This window comes from Comamonas sp. MYb69, from assembly GCF_037479315.1.
Classification (GTDB): domain Bacteria; phylum Pseudomonadota; class Gammaproteobacteria; order Burkholderiales; family Burkholderiaceae_C; genus Comamonas.
The window spans coordinates 120,157-141,241 of record NZ_JBBGZG010000011.1 but is presented as its reverse complement, the minus strand read 5'-3'; the positions used below and the strand labels follow the sequence as shown (position 1 = coordinate 141,241).

The following is a 21,085-nucleotide window of genomic DNA, read 5'->3' as shown; positions in this document are numbered from 1 at the left end:
CATGATAGGGCAATGGCGGGCATAAAAAAACCTCCGGGGTTGCCGGAGGTTTTTGGGTGAGACCTAGTGAAAGGTCTGAGACAGCTCAATCACGAGGCTTCGGCGGGCTTGCAGGCATCGCCCGTTGAGGTCACACGGAAGGTGACTTCACGGCTCACCGAATTGGTGGAATTCTTGGCAGTCACAAACATGCGGTAGGTAGCCACATCCGCACAGGTCAGGGGTGCACCCGAAGCGATACGGCCAGTCGTGCCTTGACCCACCACTTGCAGCCAAGCAGGCGCACCTTCCAGAACCCAGGTCACATTGTCACCAGTCGCAGAGAAGGTGTAGGTGTAGGAGGTTCCCACTTCCACCGAGGCAATCTCGCATGGCGAAGTCGACGAACCGGTGCAACCATTGATGGTGAAGGCCACAGGGTTGTCCGGCAGGTTACCCACCACAGTCAGCACCAGGGTTTGACGTGCAGTCGCGCCGTTGGCATCGCGCACATTCAGCACCACGGTGTATGCGCCAGGGCCCTTGACATTCGGAGTGCCGGAAATCAGGCCATCAGAGCTCAGGCTCAGACCGGTTGGCAGGGTCGAAGTGGTAGACCACAGGAACGGAGCAACACCACCTTCTACAACCAGGGCATGAGAATAGGGCTCGGCATTCTGCACCGTTTGAGCCAATTCCGACTCAGGAATGGTCAGCGCGCTCGAGGCAATCGCATGCACGACAGGAATCACAGCGTACTGGGTGATAGGTTGCTGGATGCCATTGGTCAGGTCATTGTCAGCGCGGTCGACTGTCAAACGCAGCAGCAGCGAGCCCGAAGCAGGACCGCTGGCCACGGAGAACTGGCCTACGCCATTGACGGTGCTGATCTGGATAGATCCACTGTTGGTCTGGCCACCGGCCAGCAACCGAGCGCCGTCAGATGCGGCATTGGGAACAATGCTGACCTGCAGGTTAGCATTGCCTGAGCTGCTCACGGGCTGGTCATTGTCATTCTTGAGGATCGCCTGCACCACCACGCTGTTAGGGATGTTGTTTACATTGTCACGCGAGCCGACATAGGAGGCATCCTTGGTCAACGTGACTGTCGCTGGCGTTGCTGTGCTGCCGCCGCCAACCTTCACGGTTGCGCGGTCGGTGTAGACCTTGTTGTCACGTGGATCGGTCACGCTGCACTGTACGGTGACTTCTCCGGCAATGTCATGCGAGATGATATGGAACGACGCACCACCAGCGTTGGAGCCCAGAGTAATATTGCGGTAAGCACCTGGAACCTTGACAGTCCCGGTTCCAGATGGAATCTCAACGGTATGCTCATCCTTACCATCCAGGTAGTAAAGCGCGCCGGAGTCCAGACCCGAGGTGATATTGCAGGAAAAAGCCCCATCTTCTTGGTTTGGAATGGGATTGCTGCCTGCGTTGGCCTGGATATACAGGGTCGACATGTACGGGTAGTAATCACCATTGGAATAGCCCGGCAAGCTACTTCCAACATTCACGGGCACCGTTGTCTTGGAAGACGTCAGCTTGATGCTGTACTGCAGTTGCGCTTCACCACCGCTGCCACCACCGCCGCCACAGGCGGCCAACAACAGCGGCGCCACCAGCACCAAGGGCTTCAACAAATTTCTCATAGCTCTCCCTATCAATCTTAATTAACGCATTTCACCGCGGTCTGAAATCATCTTTGGAGTGATGAACACCAGCATTTCGCGCTTTTCCGATTCACGAACATTGCTCTTGAACAGATTGCCCAGCACCGGCACATCGCCCAACAAAGGAATCTTGTTGGTGGTCGATGTCTCCGAAAGCTCGAAAATACCGCCAATCACCACGGTACCGCCATTTTCCACCAAGACTTGGGTCTTAATGTGCTTGGTGTCGATTGCCGGACCTGCAGAAGTGTTAGCGCCTTGGGAGTCCTTGGAGACATCCAGGTCCAGGATGATGCTGCCTTCAGGGGTGATCTGGGGCACCACTTCAAGCTTCAACACTGCTTTTTTGAATTCCACCGTGGTCGCGCCGTTTTGTGCTGAGTTCTGGTACGGGATTTCCGTACCTTGCTCGATCAGCGCCTTGGTCTGGTCGGCCGTGATCAAGCGCGGGCTGGAGACAATCTTGCCTTTGCCATCAGCCTCCATCGCCGACAACTCCAACGCCAAAAAGCGATTGGCCGCTGAGTTGAAAATGGACAGTGCGAAGGAGCCACTGCCACCACCGGTGGACAGAACGGCAGGCAGGTTGACAAAGCTACCGTTGGAGGTGTTAGTACCTCCCATGCCCGTGGTTCCCACTGCATTGTCATAGCTGGTGCCAAAGCCGACACGGTTGCCGCCTCCAATGCTATAGCCGCCATCACCCCCATTGGCTGCGCGCATATCGCCACCGCCCAGGCGCACACCCAGCGCACGGCCAAAGGTGTCGCGCGCCTCGACAATCCGCGCCTCGATCAGCACCTGGCGCACGGGGATGTCCAAGGTCACGAGCAAGCGTCTGAACTCTTCCAGCTTGGCAGGAATATCCGTAATGAACAGCTGGTTGGTGCGTGGCTCGGCAATGGCCGAGCCACGGGCCGTCAAGAAACGGCTTTGGGTGCCGCCAGTACCTCCGCCACCGCCGGAGTTGCTGGTAATTTGCTTGAGCAGCTCGGTCGCCTTGGCATAGTTGAGCTGGAACGACTGGGTCTGCAGCGGCGTCTTTTCTTCGAGCTTGGCAACCGCATCAAAGTCCTTCTGGATGCGCTCGTCGATTTCATCCTTGGGCGCAATCCAAAGAACCGTGCCAGACTTGCGCATCCCCAGGCCCTTGGCATCCAGGATGATCTGCAAGGCCTGGTCCCAAGGAACGTCCTTCAAGCGCAGCGTCAACGCGCCATTGACGGTGTCCGAGGTGACAATATTGAAGTTGGTGAAATCTGCAATCACCTGCAGCAGCGAGCGCACTTCAATATTCTGGAAGCTCAGCGACAGCTTTTCACCCGTGAAGGTGCCCGATGAACCCAGCTTGTTCGGGTCGCTCTTGCGCTGGCGCACTTCCACCACAAACTGGTTGTCGCTCTGGTAGGCACTGTGCTCCCACTCACCCGCATTTTTCAACTGCACAAACACGGTGCTGCCAGACTGGCGCGCCGAGATCATGCCCACTGGCGTGCCAAAGTCCGCCACATCGAGCCTGCGGCGCAGCGCCTCGGGCAGCAGGGTATGCTGCAGCTCCAAGGTCAGGCCATCGCCTTGCTTGGAGATATTCACGCCCACCTTGTTGTTCGGCAAGGAGATCACCAGACGGCCTGCGCCATCGGTACCACGGCGAAAATCCAGATCCGACAGCGGCTGCGAATAGTTATTGCCATCTTCGGCAAACTGCGTGTTTTGCGCATTGATGCTGGCGACCGCCTTGGCAGCAGGTTCCAGCGCCACCAGCAAGTCGTTGCCGCTCACTTCGGTCTTGTAGCTGGTGCTTTCCTTGAGGTTCAGCACCACACGGGCCTTGGTATCCGTCTCCACGACATTCAAGGAACGCAGATTTCCCTGGTTGAGTTCCACCCGGTTGCTGGGCATTGCGCTTTTGAACCCTGGCAGATCCAGCACCACGCGTGCAGGCGATTGGATGCTGAAGGTCTCTGGCAAGACCAGCGGCGCACCGTCGGTCTCAATCTTGACCATCTCCACGCCGTCACGCACCAGGGTCGAGACTTTGTTGATACGCCCCTGTGCCAGCGCCCAAGATGGCAGCAGCATGGCCATCAAAGGGATAAGTACACTGAATTTCTTCATTTTTTGGCCTCCTGCAGCTCAAGCACTGCATCTCTCTCTATCCATTCACCCACACCGTCTTGCACAATCTCCCGCAGGGTGATCGCGCTGTCGCTGATGCTTTTTATCTTTCCGTAGTTCTGGCCCATGTACATGCCCTTGCTGACCTGGTAGATCAGGCTATCGGCCTTGACCAGCGCGACGTCCTGCGCGCCCTTTTTCAAGAAACCCACCATGGAAATGGTGTCGAGCGGAAACGACTCGAGCTGCTCTTTGCGCCGCGCACGCTCGGGTGCGACCAGGGCGTCCGAGATGGTTGCTGGCGCGCTCGCACTGCCACCCAACAGGGCTGCCAAGCGTTCCTTGCTGAACGGGTCGAGCGTCGCACTGGCCAGATAGCCTTGCGGCACGAACTCCTTGGGAGCGCTGATGGGCTTGACCGAAGGCCGGGTGCTCGCCTGCTCCTGCTGCATCCATTGCTGCAGGTCATCGCCTTCGTCACTGCAGCCTGCCAGCAGCGATACCGCCAGCGCAGCCCCTATCCATTTAGACAAAGTATGCATATCCCACCCTACTTCTTCCCTTTTTGTTTGGACTTCGCAGCTTGCTGCTCTTGGAGTTCCTGCGGATCCAAATAGCGGAAGGTTCTGGCCGTGGCATTCAACGCCAAGGTAGCGCTGTCCTTGCTGGCCGGCGCCAAAGCGATATTGTTCAAGGTCACGATACGGGAGAGGTTGGCAACATCGGCCGCAAAAAAGCCGATGTCGTGGTACTTGCCATTGACCTTCAGCGTAATCGGCAATTCCGCGTAGTAGTCCCTCACCACCGTCTGGCCAGGCTTGAACAGGTCAAATTGCAGGCTGCGGCCAATACCCGCCTGGTTGATGTCCGACAGCAGCGCTGCCATCTCCGCTTTGCTGGGCAGTTGCTTTTCCAACTGGGTCACATACTGCAAGACCTGCTCACGCTGTTTGCGCAGCGCATCCAAGTTGACGGCTTTGCGCAGACGGGTCTTGTAGTCTTCCTTGAGTTTGAGCTCCTGGGCCTGCGAGGCAGTCAACTCTTCCTCAAAACTGCTCAGATAGGCATACCAGCCCAAACCAATCACCACGGCCGCAATAAGCACCAACAAAACCGCACGCGGTGCGGCCGGCCAGACAGAAGGATCCTTGGGATCCAGATTTTGAAACTGGCGCTGAAAGCCTTGCAGCGCCTCTCCCACTTGAATATTTTTTTTCGTTGCCATGGTCGCCCTTATTTTTTCAGCGCCTGCGCGTTATGGGCCTGCTCCACGTCGCTGGAGCGAACCAAGCCGAAACGCAGGTTGAAGCCAGCGACCCGCTTTTTCTCGCGCGCATTGACCTGTGTGGTCGTACCGACCACCTCGACCAATTCAGGCTTGGAGAGCCAGGGCGTCTTGGTCGCCAGGCTGTTGAGCAACTCGGACACCCGCTCATTCGACTGCGCGATGCCCTGGATCTGCACGGTCTGATCTTGTTGCTTGAGGCTTTCGATATAGACGCCATCGGGCAGCTGCAGCACCAGCTCATTGAGCAAATGCACGGGCAGATTGCGGTCGGACTGCAGGTCTTCTACGGCCTTTTGCCGCGCCTTCAGCGCCGCAATTTCCGCATCGATCTTGGCCACATCGGCGATCTTGACATCCAGCGCCTTGATCTCGCGCGTCAGCAGCGCATTGCGCTGGCCCTGCAGATCGATCTTGTACTGGTAGAACATGTACACGGCACCGCAGACCAGCGCGCCCACCAGGGCCGCGGCCACCATCGATGCCTGGAAGCTTTCTTTGCGCTTTTTTCGCGCAGCTTCGCGGTGGGGGAGCAGATTGATCAAGATCATGCTGCATACCTCCGCAGTGCCAGGCCGCAGGCGGTGAGATAGGTTGTGAAGTCCTTGCTCTTGGCCCTGGACCGCACGGCGGCATCCATCACCATGTCTTCAAACGGGTTGGCAGCGGACGCGGCAAAGCCGGTCGCATCGATCACCGCATCCGTCAGGCCGCTCAGCACCGCAGAGCCGCCCGCGAGCAGGATGTGGTCAATGCGGTTGTGCGGCGTACTGGTAAAGAAGAACTGCAAAGCGCGATTGATCTCCTGCCCGATGCTCTCTACAAAAGGCTTGAGGACTACCTGCTTGTAGTCGGCAGGCAGATCGCCACCGCGTTTTTTCTGCTCGGCCTCTTCTTGCGAGAAGCCATATTGCCGCATGATCATCTGTGTGAGCTGGCCGCCGTTGAAGGACTGGTCACGCTCATAGATCACCTGGTTGTTGTGGATGATCTGCAGGAACGACGCATTGCCACCGATTTCAAAGATGGCGATAAAGGCATCCTTGCCCTTGCTGGGCATATTGCCGATCAAGCGCCGCGCCGCCAGCGCTGTGGCGTTGGACTCGATCTCCAGCACCACGGGCTTGAGGCCTGCGGCTTCCGCCAGGCCCTGCCGGTCTTGCACGGTTTCCTTGCGGGCAGCGGCAATCAACACGTCAACATCCCCCACCGAGTTGGCGGATGGGCCGATGACATAGAAATCCAGATTCACCTCATCGAGGGAAAATGGTATGTATTGGTTAGCTTCTGATTCAACTTGAAACTCCATCTCGAGCTCGGAGAGCCCCGATGGCAGCACGATTTTCTTTTGGATGACGGCAGAAAGCGGCAACGCCAGTGCCGCTTGCTTGGTGCGCGTGCCGCTCTTTTTGACCAGGCGCCGCAAGGAATCGGCCACCTCGTCAAAACGCTCGATGCCCGACTCAGTGACCCAGCCAGGCTCCAGCAGCTCTTGTGCACAGCGCTCAACAATGTATTGACCGCTGCCGCTCCTCCCCAGTTCAACCAACTTGATGCTCGACGCGCTCACGTCTATCCCCAAGAGGCTAGGCGGCTGGCGTCGGAACAAAGATCCCATTGAGACCAAGATGGGCTCCTCCCTAATTTGCTCTATATTGAGCTACAAAACTTAACACCCCCTATGAATGCTATCAGCAAGATAGTCGCGCAGCAAAGAACCACCTGCTCCCAGGCCCAATTCGTTGTCAAAACAATACGATACAAGGGATACATTGGACGCAGCATGACATTTGTCACAAGCTAATTCAAAACCGGCGCGCACCCCAGCCAAAGCAGCCGCGTGATAGCATCCCCTGCTTATGCAAGCTCCCCTCGACGGTCTGACCCCATGAATCCAGACGCTCCGATTTCGCGCAGAACGCCTGAAAAACCTCCCGCCAAATCTCCCAAGCAAGCCAAGCCATCCAGCTTCACCACCAAGGCCATGAAGTTCTTTGGCTGGCTGCTGGCCTTGCTGGTGGCCGGCGCCATCGCAGGGGCGGCGGTGGTCGCCGTGGGCCTGGCCATGGCCTACCCCAACCTGCCCGATGTCTCCGAGCTGGCCGACTACCGGCCCAAGCTGCCGATGCGCGTCTACTCCTCAGAAGGCGCTCTGCTGGGCGAGTTTGGCGAAGAACGCCGCAATTTGACGCCGATCAGCGAGATCCCCAAGGTGATGGTCGATGCCGTGCTGGCCATCGAAGACACGCGCTTTTTTGAGCACAGCGGTGTGGACTACAAGGGCATGGCGCGCGCGCTGCTTGCCAACCTGGGGCGCGAAAAGGCCCAGGGCGCCTCCACCATCACGATGCAGGTGGCCCGCAATGTCTATCTATCGTCTGAAAAAACCTATACCCGCAAGATATATGAGATCCTGCTGACCTTGAAGCTGGAGCACACGCTGAGCAAGAACCAGATTCTGGAAATCTATATGAACCAGATCTACCTGGGCAACCGTGCCTACGGCTTCTCGGCGGCGTCCGAAACCTATTTCGGCAAGCCACTCAAGGATGTCACGGTGGCAGAAGCGGCCATGCTCGCCGGCCTGCCCAAGGCCCCTTCGGCCTACAACCCGATCAGCAATCCCAAGCGCGCCCGCATCCGCCAGCTCTACATCATTGATCGGATGGAAGAGAACCACTTCATCACGCCCGCCCAGGCCAGCCAGGCACGTGAGGAGTCACTCAAGATCCGCTCCAGCTATGCGGACAACCGCGTGCATGCCGAATATGTGGCCGAGATGGCGCGCCAGCTGATCTTTGCCCAGTACGGCAGCGAGGCCTACACACGCGGCCTCAACGTCTACACCACCTTGATCGCCAGCGACCAGGAAAAGGCCTATGAGGCGCTGCGCAAGGGCATCATGGACTACGAAAAGCGCCAGCACTACCGTGGCCCGGAGAAGTTCATCAGCCTGCCGGCCGCCGGCCAGGAGCGGGACGAAGCCATTGACGAGGTGCTGGCCCAGCACCCGGACAACGGCAATATCCTGTCTGCCGTCGTGCTTGAAGCTGCGCCGCGCAAGGTTGTGGTGATCCGCGCCGATGGCGATCCGATCGAGATCACCGGTGATGGCCTCAAGCCCGTGCAATCAGGCCTGAGCGACAAGGCGCCGCCCAACACCAAGCTGCGCCCCGGCGCCGTGGTGCGCATCATGGAAACCGCCAAGAAGACCTTTGAGCTGACCCAGCTGCCCGAAGTGGAAGGCGCCTTTGTTTCGCTCGACCCGCGCAGCGGCGCCATCAAGGCGCTGGTCGGTGGGTTTGACTTCGACAAGAACAAGTTCAACCATGTGACCCAGGCCTGGCGCCAGCCGGGCTCCAGCTTCAAGCCCTTTATCTATTCGGCGGCACTGGAAAAAGGCTTCTCACCCACCACGGTGATCAATGATGCGCCGCTGAGCTTCCCTGGATCGGCCGGCCAGCAGCCCTGGGAGCCCAAGAACTCCGACGGCCGCTTCGATGGCCCGATGACCATGCGCCAGGCGCTGGCACGCTCCAAGAACCTGGTGACCATCCGCGTGATGCAATCGGTGGGCCCCAAGAAGGCGCAGGAATGGGTGACCAAGTTCGGCTTTGATGCCGACAAGCAGCCACCCTACCTGCCGATGGCCTTGGGCGCGGGCTCCGTCACCCCGATGCAGATGGTGGCGGCCTATTCGGTGTTTGCGAATGGCGGGCACCGGGTCAATCCCTACCTGATTGCCAAGATCACCGACCACCGTGGCAATGTGCTGTCTGAATTTGCACCACCGGCCACTGAGGACCTGCCGCGCGCCATCGACGCCCGCAACGCCTTTGTGATGGACTCGCTGCTGCAGGATGTCGCGCGCTACGGCACTGCCGCCAAGGCCCAGGCCCAGCTCAAGCGCCCGGACATCTATGGCAAGACCGGCACCACCAATGATTCGGTGGACGCTTGGTTTGCCGGCTTCCAGCCCACCAATGCAGCCGTCGTCTGGATGGGCTATGACAACCCTCGCAGCCTGGGTGCGCGCGAATATGGGGGGGGTCTGAGCCTGCCCATCTGGATCAACTACATGCAGCACGCGCTCAAGGACGTGCCGGTAGACAAGATGACGCCGCCCAGCGGCCTGGTCAATGTGGGTGGGGACTGGCTCTACGAAGAATATGCGCGCAGTGCCCCCAACCTGGGCCTGGATTCCCCCGCGTCAACTGCTGGCACCATGGTGCCGCCGCCGAACTCGGAAGAGCGCAACAAGATTCTGGACCTGTTCCGCAACTGACACAGCGCCAGCGTCCAGACAAAAGGCCAGCCCGCATTGCGCGGACTGGCCTTTTTACTCGGGGGTGTCGCGTCAGGCCTTGAAGACCAGGGGCAGACCCGACTGCACACCGGCATCCCGCGTCAGATCGGCAAAGAAATCATGGCCGGTCTTGGTATCGCGCCACACGCTGCCATCGAACTTGTAGTGGTAGCCACCGGACTTGGCCGCCAGCCATACCTCGTGCAGCGGCGGCTGCAGATTGATGATGATCTGGCTGCGGTTGGAAAAAATCAGGGTCAGCAGGCCGCCCACGCGCTGGGCGTCGATATCGGCATCGGTCTCATCGTTGATGCGGTCGCAGGTCTGCTCAACCGCCAGCAAGAGTTTTTCTGCCGCATCCAGGTATTCGAGTTCGTTCATTACAATGCTTCAATGTGGAGTATTTACCAAATTGTATGCAGGACCATTGTCCTTGCCACCGGTGCGGCACTATTGGCCGCTTGCGGCCAGCGCGGGCCGCTGTACCTGCCCACGGAACCGGCAGCAGCCAACCGGGCCACTTTGCCGCAAACGCTGGACCCCAGTGCCCCGGACCGGCCTGAGCCCCAGCTGCAGCCCTCCACCGTGATGCAGCCCGCTGCCAAGCCCTGATCCAGCGCCGGCCCTTGCCCTCTTCGGCCCACCCAGCCTGCCTCCTTGATCCACCTCAAGGTCCAACCCACTACACCCCGTTACAGTCACGCCCGTTGCAATAGATAACTGGGCGGAATAGATGGCGTTGGAACCTGTGGAACTGTACCGTGACGAGCAGCATGCTTGTCTGATGTTCACCGATCTGGTGGAAGAGGATGCGCAGGCCGTGCAGGCCAACCAGTTCCTGATTGTCGACCATGGTACCGGCGCCATCATCGACCCGGGCGGCAACCTCGCCTTCAATGAGCTCTACATGGGCATGGTGCGCTATTTCTCGCCGCACAAGCTGTCCTACCTGATCGCCTCGCATGCCGACCCGGACATCATCGCCTCGCTGGACCGCTGGCTCACCTCTACCCGCGCATCCCTGGTGATCTCCCGCGTCTGGGAGCGCTTTGTGCCGCATTTCACCAAGGTCGGCAAGACGGAAAACCGGGTCATCCCCGTACAGGACCCCGGTGGCATTCTGCCGCTGGGCCAGAGCCAGCTGCACATCCTGCCCGCGCATTTTCTGCATGCCGAAGGCAACTTCCACTTCTACGATCCGATCAGCCGCATCCTGTTCACCGGGGACCTGGGCGTCTCGATGACCGATGGCTATCTCGCCCGCACTCCCGTGACCGACCTGGCCCCGCACATTCCGCGCATGGAAGGCTTCCACCGGCGCTACATGGTGTCCAACAAGGTGCTACGCCTGTGGGTGGCGATGGCGCGCCAACTGGATATTTCATTGATCGTGCCCCAGCACGGCGCGCCCATCATGGGCCCGGCCATTGCGCAGTTCTTTGACTGGCTCGACCACCTGATGTGCGGGGTCGATCTGATGGACAACCAGAACTACACCCTACCAAAGCAAGCGATCTCGCCGCAGCCGCAACGCCCGCAGTAAGCCTGGCCCATACCGCTTACAGCGTGCCGTAGCTGTGCAAGCCCGAGAGAAACATGTTCACACCCAGGAAGGCAAAGGTGGTCACCACCAGGCCCACCAGCGCCCACCAGGCCGAGACGGCACCGCGCAAGCCCTTGACCAGGCGCATGTGCAGCCAGGCGGCATAGTTGAGCCAGACGATCAGCGCCCAGGTCTCCTTGGGGTCCCAGCTCCAGTAGCCGCCCCAGGCCTCGGCCGCCCAGAGCGCGCCCAGCACGGTGGCAATGGTGAAAAACGCAAAGCCCACGGCGATGGCCTTGTACATCAGGTCATCCATGATCTGCAGGCGCGGCGTGCCCCGGTTGATCCAGCCGCGCAGTACGATCATCAGCCCGAAAAACAGCTCCAGCGGCAAGGCCATGCGCAAGGTCTTGTCGAGCGAGGGGTAGAGGCTCTCATCGCCCCAGATGCGGAAGGCCAGCAGCGGCAGCACCAGCACCAGCATGGGCACGAGCACCAGGCCGATCCACAGCGCGCGCTGCGTGGCGGCCTTGAGCAGGTAGGCCAGCGCCACCATAGCCGCCAGCGCAAAGGTGCCGTAGCCGACAAAATTGGCCGGCACATGCAGCTTCATCCACCAGCTCTGCAGCGCGGGCACCAGCGGTTGGATCTCATGGGCCTGGCGCGCGACGGTGTACCACAGCAAAAAGCCCACCGAGGCGCTGACCACCAGCATCACAAAGCCGCCCAGCGCCCGGGTCTGGTAATGCGCTTCAAAGTAGAGGTAGAAAAGCGCCGTCATCCAGGCGAACAGCACAAACACTTCATACAGGTTGCTGACGGGGATATGGCCAATGTCCGGCCCCATCAGGTAGCTCTCATACCAGCGCGCCATCGTGCCCACCAGGGCCATCACAATAGCCAGCCAGGTCAGGCGGCTGCCGACGGCCGTCAGCGCCGATCCCTCGCCCTTGGAGAGCAGACCGATCCAGTAAAACACCGTGCTCATGAAGAACAGCACACTCATCCACAGGATGGCCGACTGGCTGGACAGAAAGTACTTGAGGCCAAACACCGTCTCCGACCGGGCGATCTGCCCTGCGCCATCGACCCGGTACAGGCCAATGGCCAGCAGCGACAGCGCGGCCACCACCAGCATCAACAGCTGCAAGGGCCTCCAGAACCAGCCCAGCCAGATAAAAAACGGCACCGAGGCGATGAGGATGCCTTTTTCGTAGCCATCCATATGGTGGCCGTACAAAAACAGCGCAAAACCGCCGCCAACGGCCAGGGCCAATGCAAACAGCCAGTCCCAGACCGATCGGCTGCTGAAGTAGCCGGGGTTGAGTTGCACCGTTTGAACCACGGTGCCCGCCTGGGCGGGCGGCAGGTTGGTGGAAGCAGTATTCATCGTTGTTCTCCGCTGGGGCTGGTGCCCAGAAGCTTTTGACTCAGGCCCTCAAAATCGCGGTCCACATCCAGGGTGCGGCGGTTGGTGGACAAGGCCATGCGCGCATCGGCACTGCCATCGGCGCGCGGCGCCAGCCAGACCCACAGGCGCCGGTCACGCACATAGAGCATCGCAAACACCCCCAGAATCAGGAACAGGCAGCCCAGGTACACGACCAGCTTGCCCGGCGCCTTGGCCACCTGGAAGACGCTGGCCTGCACCTGGTCAAACTGGGTCAGCTCAAACACCAGGGGCTCGGGGTACAGCAGCGCATCGCTGAGCGACAGCACCGACTGGGTCATGAAGCGTTGCGTTTGCTCATTGGGCTCCAGCGGTGCCAGACCCTCGTCAGCCCGCGCCACCTGCATCAGCTCAAACAGCACACCGTTCAGAATGCGCACCAGCACTTCGCCCGCCTTGGCGCGTTCGCCTTCGGGCACATTTTGCTCCATGAAGGCCGAAATCGCCTGCAAGCCGGTGACGCTGCTCGCGCCCGCCTGGCCATCGCCAGCAAAAATCACCAGCGCCTTGAGCGCCGAGGCATAGAGCTGCTCGCGCAGTGCCGGCCGGCTCGCCTCCACGGCGCCGGCCACATACTGCTGCACGGCCCGCTCGCGCATTGCTGGCGTCTGCAGCGCCGCCTTCAAACGCAAGAAGCCCCGGTAGCTCGACTGGTCATCGGCCGGAATGCGCAGGTAGCGGAACTGGTCGGCCAGGGTCTCGCGCACGCCCCAGAGGTAGACCGGCTGGCCATCGCCCATGTCGACGGGCAGCATGTAGTTGTTGAACTCGCGCGCCTGGCCCGAGGCATCGCGCAGCTTGTAGCTGACGCTGGGGCCCACATTGCGCAGATCGCGCGGCGTGGTCACCTTGTTGCCGGCGCCCAGGTGGTTGTCCAGACTGGATCTCAAATCCACCTTGCGCACATCGGTGCCGCCCTGTGCCGCATCACCCGGGTTGGCGCCCATGTTCTCCACATTGATGGTGCGCAGGCCGGTGAACTCCATCTCCAGCGGTGGCTGGCCTTCGCCCATCGTGATCTGCGTGGAGGCACCCACTTCGCCCTTCACCTCAAAGCTCTTCATGCCCGGCACCAGCGGCACGGCGCGCAGCTGCAGGCGCGATCCGCCGTCTTCAAAGCTCGATTGGTAGATCTCGATGCCCTGGTAGCTGGCGGGATGGTTCACCTCGATGCGTTTTTCCACCGCAGCGCCGGTTTTCTTGTCATGCAGCACCACCTCGCTGGCAAACAGCCGGGGCATGCCGGTGGAGTAGTACTCGACGATGAATTTCTTCAGCTCCACCGAAAACGGCAAGTCCTGCAGCAGAATGCCGTCCGACTGGTTGAGGATGGCCGTGCCCGACTGCGCACCCTCGGCCACGATCAGGTTGCCGCGAAAGGTCGGGTTGCTGGCGGACAGCCGGTGCTGCTCGGGCACATCGGCAATCATGCCGCCGCCGCTGAAGGTGGTCTTGCCGCCCAGCAGCATTTGCGCACGCACAATCAAATCGCCATCGAGCAGGCCACCCAGGCAGATCAGCACAATGGCGCTGTGCGCTGCCAGATAGCCTATCTTGTGGGCGGCACCGGCCTTGGCCGCCACCATCCAGCCATCGCTGCGCTCTTGCAGGCGCACCTTCCAGCCGCTGCCGGCCAGCTGCGATCCCACCCGCTGCGCCGCCTGCGCCGGGGTCTCTGCCAAATGGGCGCTGGCCTGGTGGTGGAAGGCCTGCAGGCTTTGCACGCGCAGGTTTTCTTTGTACTGGCGCAAATCGGCCAGGTATTTGGGCGCATGCTTGGCAATGCACAGGCTGGTGCTGGTCACCAAAAACGCCAGGATCAGCAGAAACCACCAGGCGCTGTAGACCGCATTGAGCTTGAGCGACAGAAACAGTTGCGCCCAGAAGGGGCCAAACTGGTTGACGTAGTTGACGGCCGGCTCATGCTGGCGCAATACGGTGCCGATGACCGAGGCAATGCAGATAATGGACAGCAGCGCAATCGCAAAGCGCATCGACGACAGCATCTCATAGACGGCACGGGTGCCCAGCTGAGGCTGCAGCTGCGTTGGCGGGGGAGAAGATTCAGACATGGTACGACGCTATCGGTGAAAAGCAGGAGCAGGACCGCTGCTGCGCTGCCAGTCCGCACCCCATGGAGTCGCCACCAGAGTACAAGTTCGCAGAACGCCAAGTTTAGTCTGCAACCCTAGGGATAGCCCGGGGGGCCAGAAAATGCCCAGCAACGCGCTCAATGTCTTTGCGCGGGGGCTTTCCCCGTGGCGGCACAGGCCCAACGCGCAGGGCGCCGGCCTAGCGCAGGCCCGCAATATAGTCCGACACCGCCTTGATTTCCTTGTCGTTCATCTTGGCGGTGACGCCAGTCATCTGCAGGCTGTTGCCGCGCTTGCCATCGCGGAAATCATGCAAGGTCTTGCTGACGTAATCAGCGTTCTGGCCCGAAAGCCGGGGGTACTGGGCCGGAATGCCCGCGCCATTGGGGCTGTGGCAGCCCGCGCAGGCGGCAATCTGGCGGTCGGGCAGGCCGCCGCGGTAGATGCGCTCGCCCAGGGCCACGGCGTCCTTGTCCTTGGCAAAACCGAGCTTGCCGGGTTTGCTGGCCAGCCAGGCCGAGATATTGAGCATGTCCGCATCCGACAGGCCGGCAACCATGCCCTGCATCACCGGGTCCTTGCGCTTGCCGGATTTGAACTCCTGCAGCTGCTTGAGCAGGTACTCAGGATGCTGCTGCGAGAGTTTGGGGTTGATGGCGATGGAGGCATTGCCGTCGGCATTGTGGCAAGCGACGCAGACGGCGGTGTAGCTGGCCTCCCCCTTGGCCAGATCCGGCTTGGGCGACCGGTTGGGCGTCTCGGACGCCGAATACACAGAAACGGAAGAAAAAGCCAGTACAGCCGTTGTCAGCAAAGGGGCGATCAACTTCATATCGTGGGTCTTTGTCTGGTTTATGGGTATAAGGCCAAAGCGGCCAGATTCTACAATGATGCCTTAGATAGACTCGAACGCACATGACGACAACACCTAGTACCCCCCAAGCCGTTGCAGACACGCCAAGCCCAGGCATTGATGGCAAGGCGGCTTTGGGCTGGATGCACACCGCCCGCTTTTTCACCACCGCTGCGCAGCTGCACCAATTGCCTGTCGTCGATGTGCCCGAGTTCGCCTTTGTGGGCCGCTCCAATGCGGGCAAGTCCACATCGATCAATACGCTCACCCAGCAGAACCAGCTGGCCTTTGCCTCGAAAAAGCCCGGCCGCACCCAGCATATCAACCTGTTTTCGCTGGGCAAGAAGGGCGTGACCGATGCCGTGCTGGCCGACCTGCCCGGTTACGGCTATGCCGCTGTCTCGCGCGAGGACAAGAAGCGCTGGCAGCAGGTCATGGTGAACTACCTCGTCAGCCGCCCCAGCCTGACGGGTATCGTGCTGCTCTGCGACCCGCGCCTGGGCCTGACCGAGCTGGACGAAGCGCTGCTCGACATCATCCGCCCCCGCGTGGAGCAAGGCCTCAAGTTCTTGATTTTGCTCACCAAGGCCGACAAGCTGACCCGCGTCGAGCAGGCCAAGATCCTGTCCATCACCAAGCTCAATGCCGGCGGTGGTGAGGTGATGCTGTTCAGTGCGTTAAAGAAGCAGAATGTGGACAAGGTCGCCCAGCTGCTGTGGCAGTGGTCGCACCCCGAAGGCCTGGTCAGCCCCGAGGCCGCGCCTGCAGCGCCAGAAACACCACCAGCCCCAGCAGCCGCTGCTGGCGATGAATAATCTGTACGGGCGCCCGCCAAGGCGCACCACCACCACCAGGCCCGCAAGGGCCTTTTTCTTTTATGAATAGAGCGAGGGCTCGCCTTCGGGCCGGGTCTTGAAGCGCTTGTGCACCCAGTAGTACTGGGGCACCATGGTGCGGATCTGGGCTTCCAACTCACGGTTCTGGCGCGTGGTATCAGCCACTACATCGTCAGTGGGAAAGTCCTGCCAGGCCGGAGAGATGGTGACTTCGTAACCCTGCGGCGTCAGCCGCGTGTACATGCCGATCACCTTGGCCTTGCCTAGCCGCGCAAAGCGCGACAGCGAGGGAATGGTCGCGGCCACCTGGCCAAAATATGGCACAAACAGCGAGTCGCTGGGGCCAAAGTCCATGTCCGGCAGCAGGTACAACAGCCCATGGTCCTTGCGCAGGCTGGCGATGATGGGCTTGATGCCATCGTCGCGGTTGAGCATGCGCACATCGCCAAAACGCTGGCGGCCCTTGCGGATCCAGGCATCGACATCGGCATTGGGCTGGGTCGAGAAGATCGACGTGAAGGGCCGGCTGCAGTGGATAGTGAGCGCCGTGCCCCCGGCATCCATGCTGTAGAAATGCGGCGCAAAGATGATGGTCGGCGTATCGCCTTCCAGCTCTTCGAGCGCGCCCGTCATGCGGGTGCGTTTCTCCAGCGTTTTTTGTGGTGCAAACCACAGCCAGCTGCGGTCCAGCCAGGTTTGGCAGAACACCACAAAGCTTTGCTTGGCCCAGGCCCGGCGCTGCTCAGCGCTGGCTTCGGGAAAGCACAGCTCCAGATTGCGCAGCGCAATGCGGCGGCGCGAGGGCACCAGATAGAACAGCACCCGGCCCATCAACCAGCCCAGGCCGCGCAAGACCGACAAAGGCAGGTGCGACATCAGCCACATCCACCCGATAAACAACTTACCCATGCTTTTGACCTTCCGAGGGAGCGGCAGTGAGGCTGCGCGGCTGCTTGTAGCGCGCATAGCCCCAGAGGTACTGCTCGGGGCTGTCGCGGATCAAGCGCTCCATTTCCTGGTTGATCTGCAGCACGGCGGCTTCGGCCTCCTGGGCCAGCGGGGTCTGCAGGCCGCGCACATACAGATCAAAGCCCCGGCCCAGGGGCCGGCGCACACAGCGCGCCAATATAACAGCCGCACCCGTCTGCTGGGCCAACTTGGCAGCCAAGGTCATCGAGTAGGCGGGTTTGCCAAAAAACGGCACCCACATGCCCTGGCCATCGGGCGGCACCTGGTCGGGCAGCAGTCCCACGCTATGGCCTTGGCGCAGGGCCTTGATCATCTGCCGCACCCCCGCCATCGTCGTTGGTGCCGATGCCAGGCCGGGGCGCGCGCGCGCCGTCTCCATCAGCTTGGCCAGCCAGGCCTGGCGTGCCGGGCGGTAGAGCACCGTGATGGGGCCATGCACCACGCCCCAGCGCCGCGCCATGTACTGGGCCGAGAGCTCAAAGCAGCCCATGTGCGGGGTCAAAAACACAATGCCCCGGCCATCGGCCAGCGCCTGCTCGATCACCTCGGCGCCATGGATATCGCAAGGCAGCGGCGCGCCAAACCAGAGGCGCGGCACCTCAGCCACCATGCGGCCGGCATGGGCCACGGCTTTTTTCACATCGGCAAAGCGGTAGCCCGCCTGCTGGGCATTGGCCAGAAAGCGCCGGCGGTAGGTGGGCGAGGCCACGAAAGTGAGCCAGCCCAGGCCAGCGCCCAGGCCATGCAATAGCCACAACGGCAACGCAGCAAATAGTCGAAACAAGAAAGGCATTAGAATGTGTCGGTCGCTGAGTTAAAGAGCAACTTGCAGGGCGACGTTAAAAACAAACTGCTAAAGCGTTCGCCAGGCTCCTTTAAGGCTCGGGCAACGCAATTGCCCAAGCTTTGAAGGAGTTTTTTGTTTATGGCAAACAGCGATTTTCTGTTTACCTCGGAATCAGTGTCCGAAGGCCATCCCGATAAAGTAGCCGACCAGATCTCTGATGCGATTTTGGACGCTATTTTCACCCAAGATCCACACAGCCGCGTGGCGGCAGAGACACTGACCAACACCGGCTTGGTGGTATTGGCAGGCGAGATCACCACCGGCGCCAACGTGGACTACATCCAGGTGGCCCGCGACACCATCAAGCGTATCGGCTACGACAACACCGACTACGGCATCGACTACAAGGGCTGCGCCGTGCTGGTGGCCTATGACAAGCAAAGCCAGGACATCGCCCAGGGCGTGGACAAGGCCAGCGATGACGAGCTGAACACCGGCGCAGGTGACCAGGGCCTGATGTTTGGCTATGCCTGCGACGAAACGCCCGAGCTGATGCCCGCGCCGATCTACTACGCGCACCGCCTGGTCGAGCGCCAGGCCCAGCTGCGCAAGGATGGCCGCCTGCCTTTCCTGCGCCCTGACGCCAAGAGCCAGGTCACCATGCGCTATGTGGACGGCAAGCCCCACAGCATCGACACCGTCGTGCTGTCCACCCAGCACAGCCCCGACCAGTCGGAAACCGCCACCAAGATGAAGGCCAGCTTCACCGAAGCCATCATCGAAGAGATCATCAAGCCCGTGCTGCCATCGGAATGGCTGCAGGACACCAAGTACCTGATCAACCCCACCGGCCGCTTCGTCGTGGGCGGCCCCCAGGGCGACTGTGGCCTCACCGGCCGCAAGATCATTGTGGACACCTACGGCGGTGCCTGCCCCCACGGCGGCGGTGCCTTCTCCGGCAAGGATCCAACGAAGGTGGACCGTTCTGCCGCCTACGCTGCCCGCTACGTCGCCAAGAACGTGGTCGCTGCCGGCCTGGCGCGCCAGTGCCAGGTGCAGGTGGCCTATGCGATCGGTGTGGCCCGTCCGATGAACATCACCGTCTACACCGAAGGCACCGGCGTGATCCCCGATGCCGACATCGCCAAGCTGGTGGCCGCGCACTTTGACCTGCGTCCCAAGGGCATCATCCAGATGCTGGACCTGCTGCGCCCGATCTACAGCAAGACGGCAGCTTATGGCCACTTTGGCCGTGAAGAACCTGAGTTTACGTGGGAGCGTACGGACAAGGCTGCGCTACTGCGCGCTGCTGCTGGCTTGAAGTAATTCAGTTCAGATTAGTCTGCTTTAAAAATCCGCTCGGAGTGATCCAGCGGATTTTTTCATGCGCGCTCGTCAGTCCGGGCAACGCACTCACAATCCTCTCGCACTCAGCGCCAGCTGCTGCCTGAACTCCGGCCGCACCCGGTACAGCTGCGCCGGCCGGTGCGCGCCACCGGCCTGCATTTCGCCCGGCACGGGCTCCAGCATGCCCAGCTCGTCCATCTTGCGGCGAAAGCTCACCTTGTTCAGCGGCTCGCCCAGGATGCTTTCATAGACCTGCTGCAGCTGCGGCAGGGTAAAGCTCTCGCCAAAAAAATGCACCGGCAGCGAGGAGTACTGGCTCTTGCTGCGCACCCGCGCCAGCGCTGCCTGCAGGATCTGTGCATGGTCAAACGGCAGCTGGCCAGTGGCAGCGACGGGTACCAGCTTCAGCCCCGGCCTTGGCGTGGGCAGCTTTTGTTGCGGGATCAGTGCGCAATAGCTGATGGCGACCGACCAGCCGCGCGGGTCCCGCGCCGGGCCGGTAAAAGTGGCCAGCTGCTCCAGGTACGCGTCTTCAATCCCCGCCTTGCTGCGCAGCACGCGGGCGGCACTGGCATGGGCATCGGCGTCCTCTTGCGCATGGATGTAGCCGCCCGGCAAAGCCCAGACCCCGGCAAACGGCGCGCGCTCGCGCTGCACCAGCACGACGCTCAGCACCCCGTCCACCAAGGTCAGCACGACCACATCCACGGTGGTCAGCACCTGGATGGAGGCGGCTTCACTTTGCATCATTTCTGTACCAAGTCTTTTTCATGAAGGGCAGTATGCCGCTGCAGCCACCCAGAATCAATAAAAACACAGACTTCAGGCAAAAGATTTGCTCCGACCTCTTTTAATTAGTTAGTTGCAAAAATGTTTTAACAAGCGTAGACTACCTCACATCGAAGGAGAAAGACATGCGCCAACGCACACAGCTGCTCATCATCGACCCGCAAAACGACTTTTGCGATCTGCCACCAGACTGGCGCCCCAGCAGCGCGGCAAGCCCCGCGCCATTTGCCCCCAGCCTGCCGGTGGCCGGCGCCCATGCCGACATGCAACGCCTGGCGCAATGGCTGCTGCAGCATGCTGCTCAGCTCGATGGCATCACCGTCACGCTCGACTCCCACCAGGCCTATGACATTGCCCACCCCGCCTTCTGGCAGCAAGGCGATGGCAACCCGGTGCAGCCTTTTACCGCCATCACGGCGGCCCAGATGCGCGACGGCAGCTTCCAGCCCCGCAACCCGGACGAGCAGGCCCGTACCCTCGCCTATCTGGATGCGCTGGAAGCCCAGGGCCGCTACACCTTGATGGTCTGGCCGCTGCACTGCGAGATCGGCAGCATCGGCCATGGCGTGCATGCCGACATATTGAACGCCTGCCGCCAATGGCAAAGCCAGCGCCAGCGCCAGCGCGCAGTCAAGCATGTGTTCAAGGGCATGAACCCCTACACCGAGCACTACAGCGCCATCTGCGCCGAGGTGCCCGATCCGCAGGATGCGGAAACCGGCCTCAACACCGCCCTGCTCCAGCAGCTGGCGCAGGCCGATACCCTGGTGATTGCCGGCGAAGCGGGCAGCCACTGCGTGCGCGCCACCACCGAGCACATCGTGCAGCATATGGCGGCACTTTGGGGCGCGGAGGATTTCTCGCGCATGGTCCTGCTGACCGACTGCATGAGCCCCGTCGCCGGTTTTGAAGCGGCCCAAGACACCTTTTTGCAGCAGATGCGCGCCCTCGGTGTACGCTGCTGCACCAGCACGGCTTTCAGTTTGTAAGCCGTTTGGCCATTGGTGCTTGAGGGACAAGCGCTGATGGATCGTATTTTTGACAGAGAAAGACG

The 21,085-nt window shown here is 60.9% G+C and carries 19 protein-coding genes; 6 read left to right on the top strand and 13 right to left on the bottom strand.

Features of this window, described 5'->3' with window-relative positions; genetic code table 11:
- Positions 1-89 precede the first annotated feature (89 nt).
- Genes WH303_RS16195 through WH303_RS16170 form a run of 6 tightly spaced genes read right to left on the bottom strand, consistent with a single transcriptional unit; the run spans position 90 to position 6,685 of the window.
- Positions 90-1,634 carry an Ig domain-containing protein gene (locus tag WH303_RS16195; protein WP_339519766.1) on the bottom strand — a complete coding sequence of 515 codons (1,545 nt, stop codon included), beginning with the start codon at positions 1,632-1,634 and terminating at the stop codon, positions 90-92.
- 21 nt (positions 1,635-1,655) lie between these two features.
- The gene (gene pilQ, locus WH303_RS16190) at positions 1,656-3,773 is read right to left on the bottom strand and encodes a type IV pilus secretin PilQ (RefSeq protein ID WP_339519765.1); all 2,118 of its coding nucleotides are present in this window, start codon (positions 3,771-3,773) and stop codon (positions 1,656-1,658) included.
- Positions 3,770-4,315, bottom strand: a complete 546-nt coding sequence (locus WH303_RS16185; protein WP_339519764.1) for a pilus assembly protein PilP — start codon at positions 4,313-4,315, stop codon at positions 3,770-3,772. The genes pilQ and WH303_RS16185 overlap by 4 nt, the downstream gene beginning before the upstream one ends.
- An 8-nt stretch (positions 4,316-4,323) precedes the next feature.
- Positions 4,324-4,998 (bottom strand): type 4a pilus biogenesis protein PilO, encoded by a 675-nt coding sequence (locus tag WH303_RS16180; protein ID WP_027010719.1) that lies wholly within the window; start codon positions 4,996-4,998, stop codon positions 4,324-4,326.
- A gap of 8 nt (positions 4,999-5,006) precedes the next feature.
- Entirely contained in the window at positions 5,007-5,609 is a 603-nt protein-coding gene (locus tag WH303_RS16175; RefSeq protein ID WP_021026121.1) for a PilN domain-containing protein, read from the bottom strand.
- A complete protein-coding gene (locus tag WH303_RS16170; protein ID WP_021026122.1) occupies positions 5,606-6,685 on the bottom strand; it encodes a pilus assembly protein PilM in 1,080 nt (359 codons plus the stop codon). The genes WH303_RS16175 and WH303_RS16170 overlap by 4 nt, the downstream gene beginning before the upstream one ends.
- A gap of 357 nt (positions 6,686-7,042) precedes the next feature.
- Here WH303_RS16170 and WH303_RS16165 point away from each other — a divergent pair, with 357 nt between their 5' ends.
- Positions 7,043-9,343, top strand: coding sequence for a penicillin-binding protein 1A (locus WH303_RS16165; protein ID WP_021026123.1), 2,301 nt, complete (start codon positions 7,043-7,045; stop codon positions 9,341-9,343).
- Positions 9,344-9,415: 72 nt separating this feature from the next.
- Here the strand turns inward: WH303_RS16165 and cyaY are convergent, their stop codons facing one another.
- A complete protein-coding gene (gene cyaY, locus WH303_RS16160; RefSeq protein WP_339519760.1) occupies positions 9,416-9,745 on the bottom strand; it encodes an iron donor protein CyaY in 330 nt (109 codons plus the stop codon).
- 12 nt (positions 9,746-9,757) lie between these two features.
- Between cyaY and lptM the strand changes: the two genes are divergently transcribed.
- Positions 9,758-9,976 (top strand): LPS translocon maturation chaperone LptM, encoded by a 219-nt coding sequence (gene lptM / locus WH303_RS23765; protein WP_133856919.1) that lies wholly within the window; start codon positions 9,758-9,760, stop codon positions 9,974-9,976.
- Positions 9,977-10,097: 121 nt separating this feature from the next.
- A complete protein-coding gene (locus WH303_RS16155; RefSeq protein ID WP_339519759.1) occupies positions 10,098-10,907 on the top strand; it encodes an MBL fold metallo-hydrolase in 810 nt (269 codons plus the stop codon).
- A 16-nt stretch (positions 10,908-10,923) separates the two neighbouring features.
- On the opposite strand, the gene ccsB is transcribed toward WH303_RS16155, so the two are convergent.
- The 3 genes from ccsB to WH303_RS16140 form a co-directional block, all read right to left on the bottom strand.
- The gene (ccsB, locus tag WH303_RS16150) at positions 10,924-12,297 is read right to left on the bottom strand and encodes a c-type cytochrome biogenesis protein CcsB (RefSeq protein ID WP_339519758.1); all 1,374 of its coding nucleotides are present in this window, start codon (positions 12,295-12,297) and stop codon (positions 10,924-10,926) included.
- On the bottom strand, positions 12,294-14,429 hold the full coding sequence (locus WH303_RS16145; protein WP_445228298.1) for a cytochrome c biogenesis protein ResB: 2,136 nt from the start codon (positions 14,427-14,429) through the stop codon (positions 12,294-12,296). The genes ccsB and WH303_RS16145 overlap by 4 nt, the downstream gene beginning before the upstream one ends.
- A 220-nt stretch (positions 14,430-14,649) precedes the next feature.
- Complete coding sequence (locus tag WH303_RS16140; RefSeq protein ID WP_116926463.1) at positions 14,650-15,282, bottom strand: c-type cytochrome; 633 nt, start codon at positions 15,280-15,282, stop codon at positions 14,650-14,652.
- An 83-nt stretch (positions 15,283-15,365) separates the two neighbouring features.
- Between WH303_RS16140 and yihA the strand changes: the two genes are divergently transcribed.
- The gene (yihA, locus tag WH303_RS16135) at positions 15,366-16,118 is read left to right on the top strand and encodes a ribosome biogenesis GTP-binding protein YihA/YsxC (RefSeq protein ID WP_339519755.1); all 753 of its coding nucleotides are present in this window, start codon (positions 15,366-15,368) and stop codon (positions 16,116-16,118) included.
- A 60-nt stretch (positions 16,119-16,178) separates the two neighbouring features.
- Here yihA and WH303_RS16130 read toward each other — a convergent pair whose 3' ends face one another.
- Positions 16,179-17,048, bottom strand: coding sequence for a lysophospholipid acyltransferase family protein (locus WH303_RS16130; protein WP_339519753.1), 870 nt, complete (start codon positions 17,046-17,048; stop codon positions 16,179-16,181).
- Positions 17,041-17,901 (bottom strand): lysophospholipid acyltransferase family protein, encoded by an 861-nt coding sequence (locus WH303_RS16125; RefSeq protein WP_339519752.1) that lies wholly within the window; start codon positions 17,899-17,901, stop codon positions 17,041-17,043. The genes WH303_RS16130 and WH303_RS16125 overlap by 8 nt, the downstream gene beginning before the upstream one ends.
- A 132-nt stretch (positions 17,902-18,033) precedes the next feature.
- Between WH303_RS16125 and metK the strand changes: the two genes are divergently transcribed.
- Positions 18,034-19,221, top strand: a complete 1,188-nt coding sequence (gene metK / locus WH303_RS16120) for a methionine adenosyltransferase (RefSeq protein ID WP_239810717.1) — start codon at positions 18,034-18,036, stop codon at positions 19,219-19,221.
- Positions 19,222-19,308: 87 nt separating this feature from the next.
- Here metK and WH303_RS16115 read toward each other — a convergent pair whose 3' ends face one another.
- Entirely contained in the window at positions 19,309-19,992 is a 684-nt protein-coding gene (locus WH303_RS16115; RefSeq protein ID WP_445228297.1) for an NUDIX hydrolase, read from the bottom strand.
- Positions 19,993-20,156: 164 nt separating this feature from the next.
- Between WH303_RS16115 and WH303_RS16110 the strand changes: the two genes are divergently transcribed.
- Complete coding sequence (locus tag WH303_RS16110) at positions 20,157-21,020, top strand: cysteine hydrolase (RefSeq protein ID WP_339519746.1); 864 nt, start codon at positions 20,157-20,159, stop codon at positions 21,018-21,020.
- Positions 21,021-21,085 lie beyond the last annotated feature (65 nt).

Excerpts from the sequence above, each read along its gene's own strand:
- WH303_RS16115 (WP_445228297.1), bottom strand. The coding sequence starts at position 19,992 with ATGATGCAAAGTGAAGCCGCCTCCATCCAGGTGCTGACCACCGTGGAT.
- WH303_RS16130 (WP_339519753.1), bottom strand. The coding sequence starts at position 17,048 with ATGGGTAAGTTGTTTATCGGGTGGATGTGGCTGATGTCGCACCTGCCT.
- cyaY (WP_339519760.1), bottom strand. The coding sequence starts at position 9,745 with ATGAACGAACTCGAATACCTGGATGCGGCAGAAAAACTCTTGCTGGCG.
- WH303_RS16110 (WP_339519746.1), top strand. The coding sequence starts at position 20,157 with ATGCGCCAACGCACACAGCTGCTCATCATCGACCCGCAAAACGACTTT.
- WH303_RS16145 (WP_445228298.1), bottom strand. The coding sequence starts at position 14,429 with ATGTCTGAATCTTCTCCCCCGCCAACGCAGCTGCAGCCTCAGCTGGGC.
- WH303_RS16125 (WP_339519752.1), bottom strand. The coding sequence starts at position 17,901 with ATGCCTTTCTTGTTTCGACTATTTGCTGCGTTGCCGTTGTGGCTATTG.
- yihA (WP_339519755.1), top strand. The coding sequence starts at position 15,366 with ATGACGACAACACCTAGTACCCCCCAAGCCGTTGCAGACACGCCAAGC.
- WH303_RS16165 (WP_021026123.1), top strand. The coding sequence starts at position 7,043 with ATGAAGTTCTTTGGCTGGCTGCTGGCCTTGCTGGTGGCCGGCGCCATC.
- pilQ (WP_339519765.1), bottom strand. The coding sequence starts at position 3,773 with ATGAAGAAATTCAGTGTACTTATCCCTTTGATGGCCATGCTGCTGCCA.
- WH303_RS16140 (WP_116926463.1), bottom strand. The coding sequence starts at position 15,282 with ATGAAGTTGATCGCCCCTTTGCTGACAACGGCTGTACTGGCTTTTTCT.
- metK (WP_239810717.1), top strand. The coding sequence starts at position 18,034 with ATGGCAAACAGCGATTTTCTGTTTACCTCGGAATCAGTGTCCGAAGGC.
- ccsB (WP_339519758.1), bottom strand. The coding sequence starts at position 12,297 with ATGAATACTGCTTCCACCAACCTGCCGCCCGCCCAGGCGGGCACCGTG.
- WH303_RS16195 (WP_339519766.1), bottom strand. The coding sequence starts at position 1,634 with ATGAGAAATTTGTTGAAGCCCTTGGTGCTGGTGGCGCCGCTGTTGTTG.
- WH303_RS16185 (WP_339519764.1), bottom strand. The coding sequence starts at position 4,315 with ATGCATACTTTGTCTAAATGGATAGGGGCTGCGCTGGCGGTATCGCTG.
- WH303_RS16155 (WP_339519759.1), top strand. The coding sequence starts at position 10,098 with ATGGCGTTGGAACCTGTGGAACTGTACCGTGACGAGCAGCATGCTTGT.
- WH303_RS16175 (WP_021026121.1), bottom strand. The coding sequence starts at position 5,609 with ATGATCTTGATCAATCTGCTCCCCCACCGCGAAGCTGCGCGAAAAAAG.
- WH303_RS16180 (WP_027010719.1), bottom strand. The coding sequence starts at position 4,998 with ATGGCAACGAAAAAAAATATTCAAGTGGGAGAGGCGCTGCAAGGCTTT.
- lptM (WP_133856919.1), top strand. The coding sequence starts at position 9,758 with ATGTGGAGTATTTACCAAATTGTATGCAGGACCATTGTCCTTGCCACC.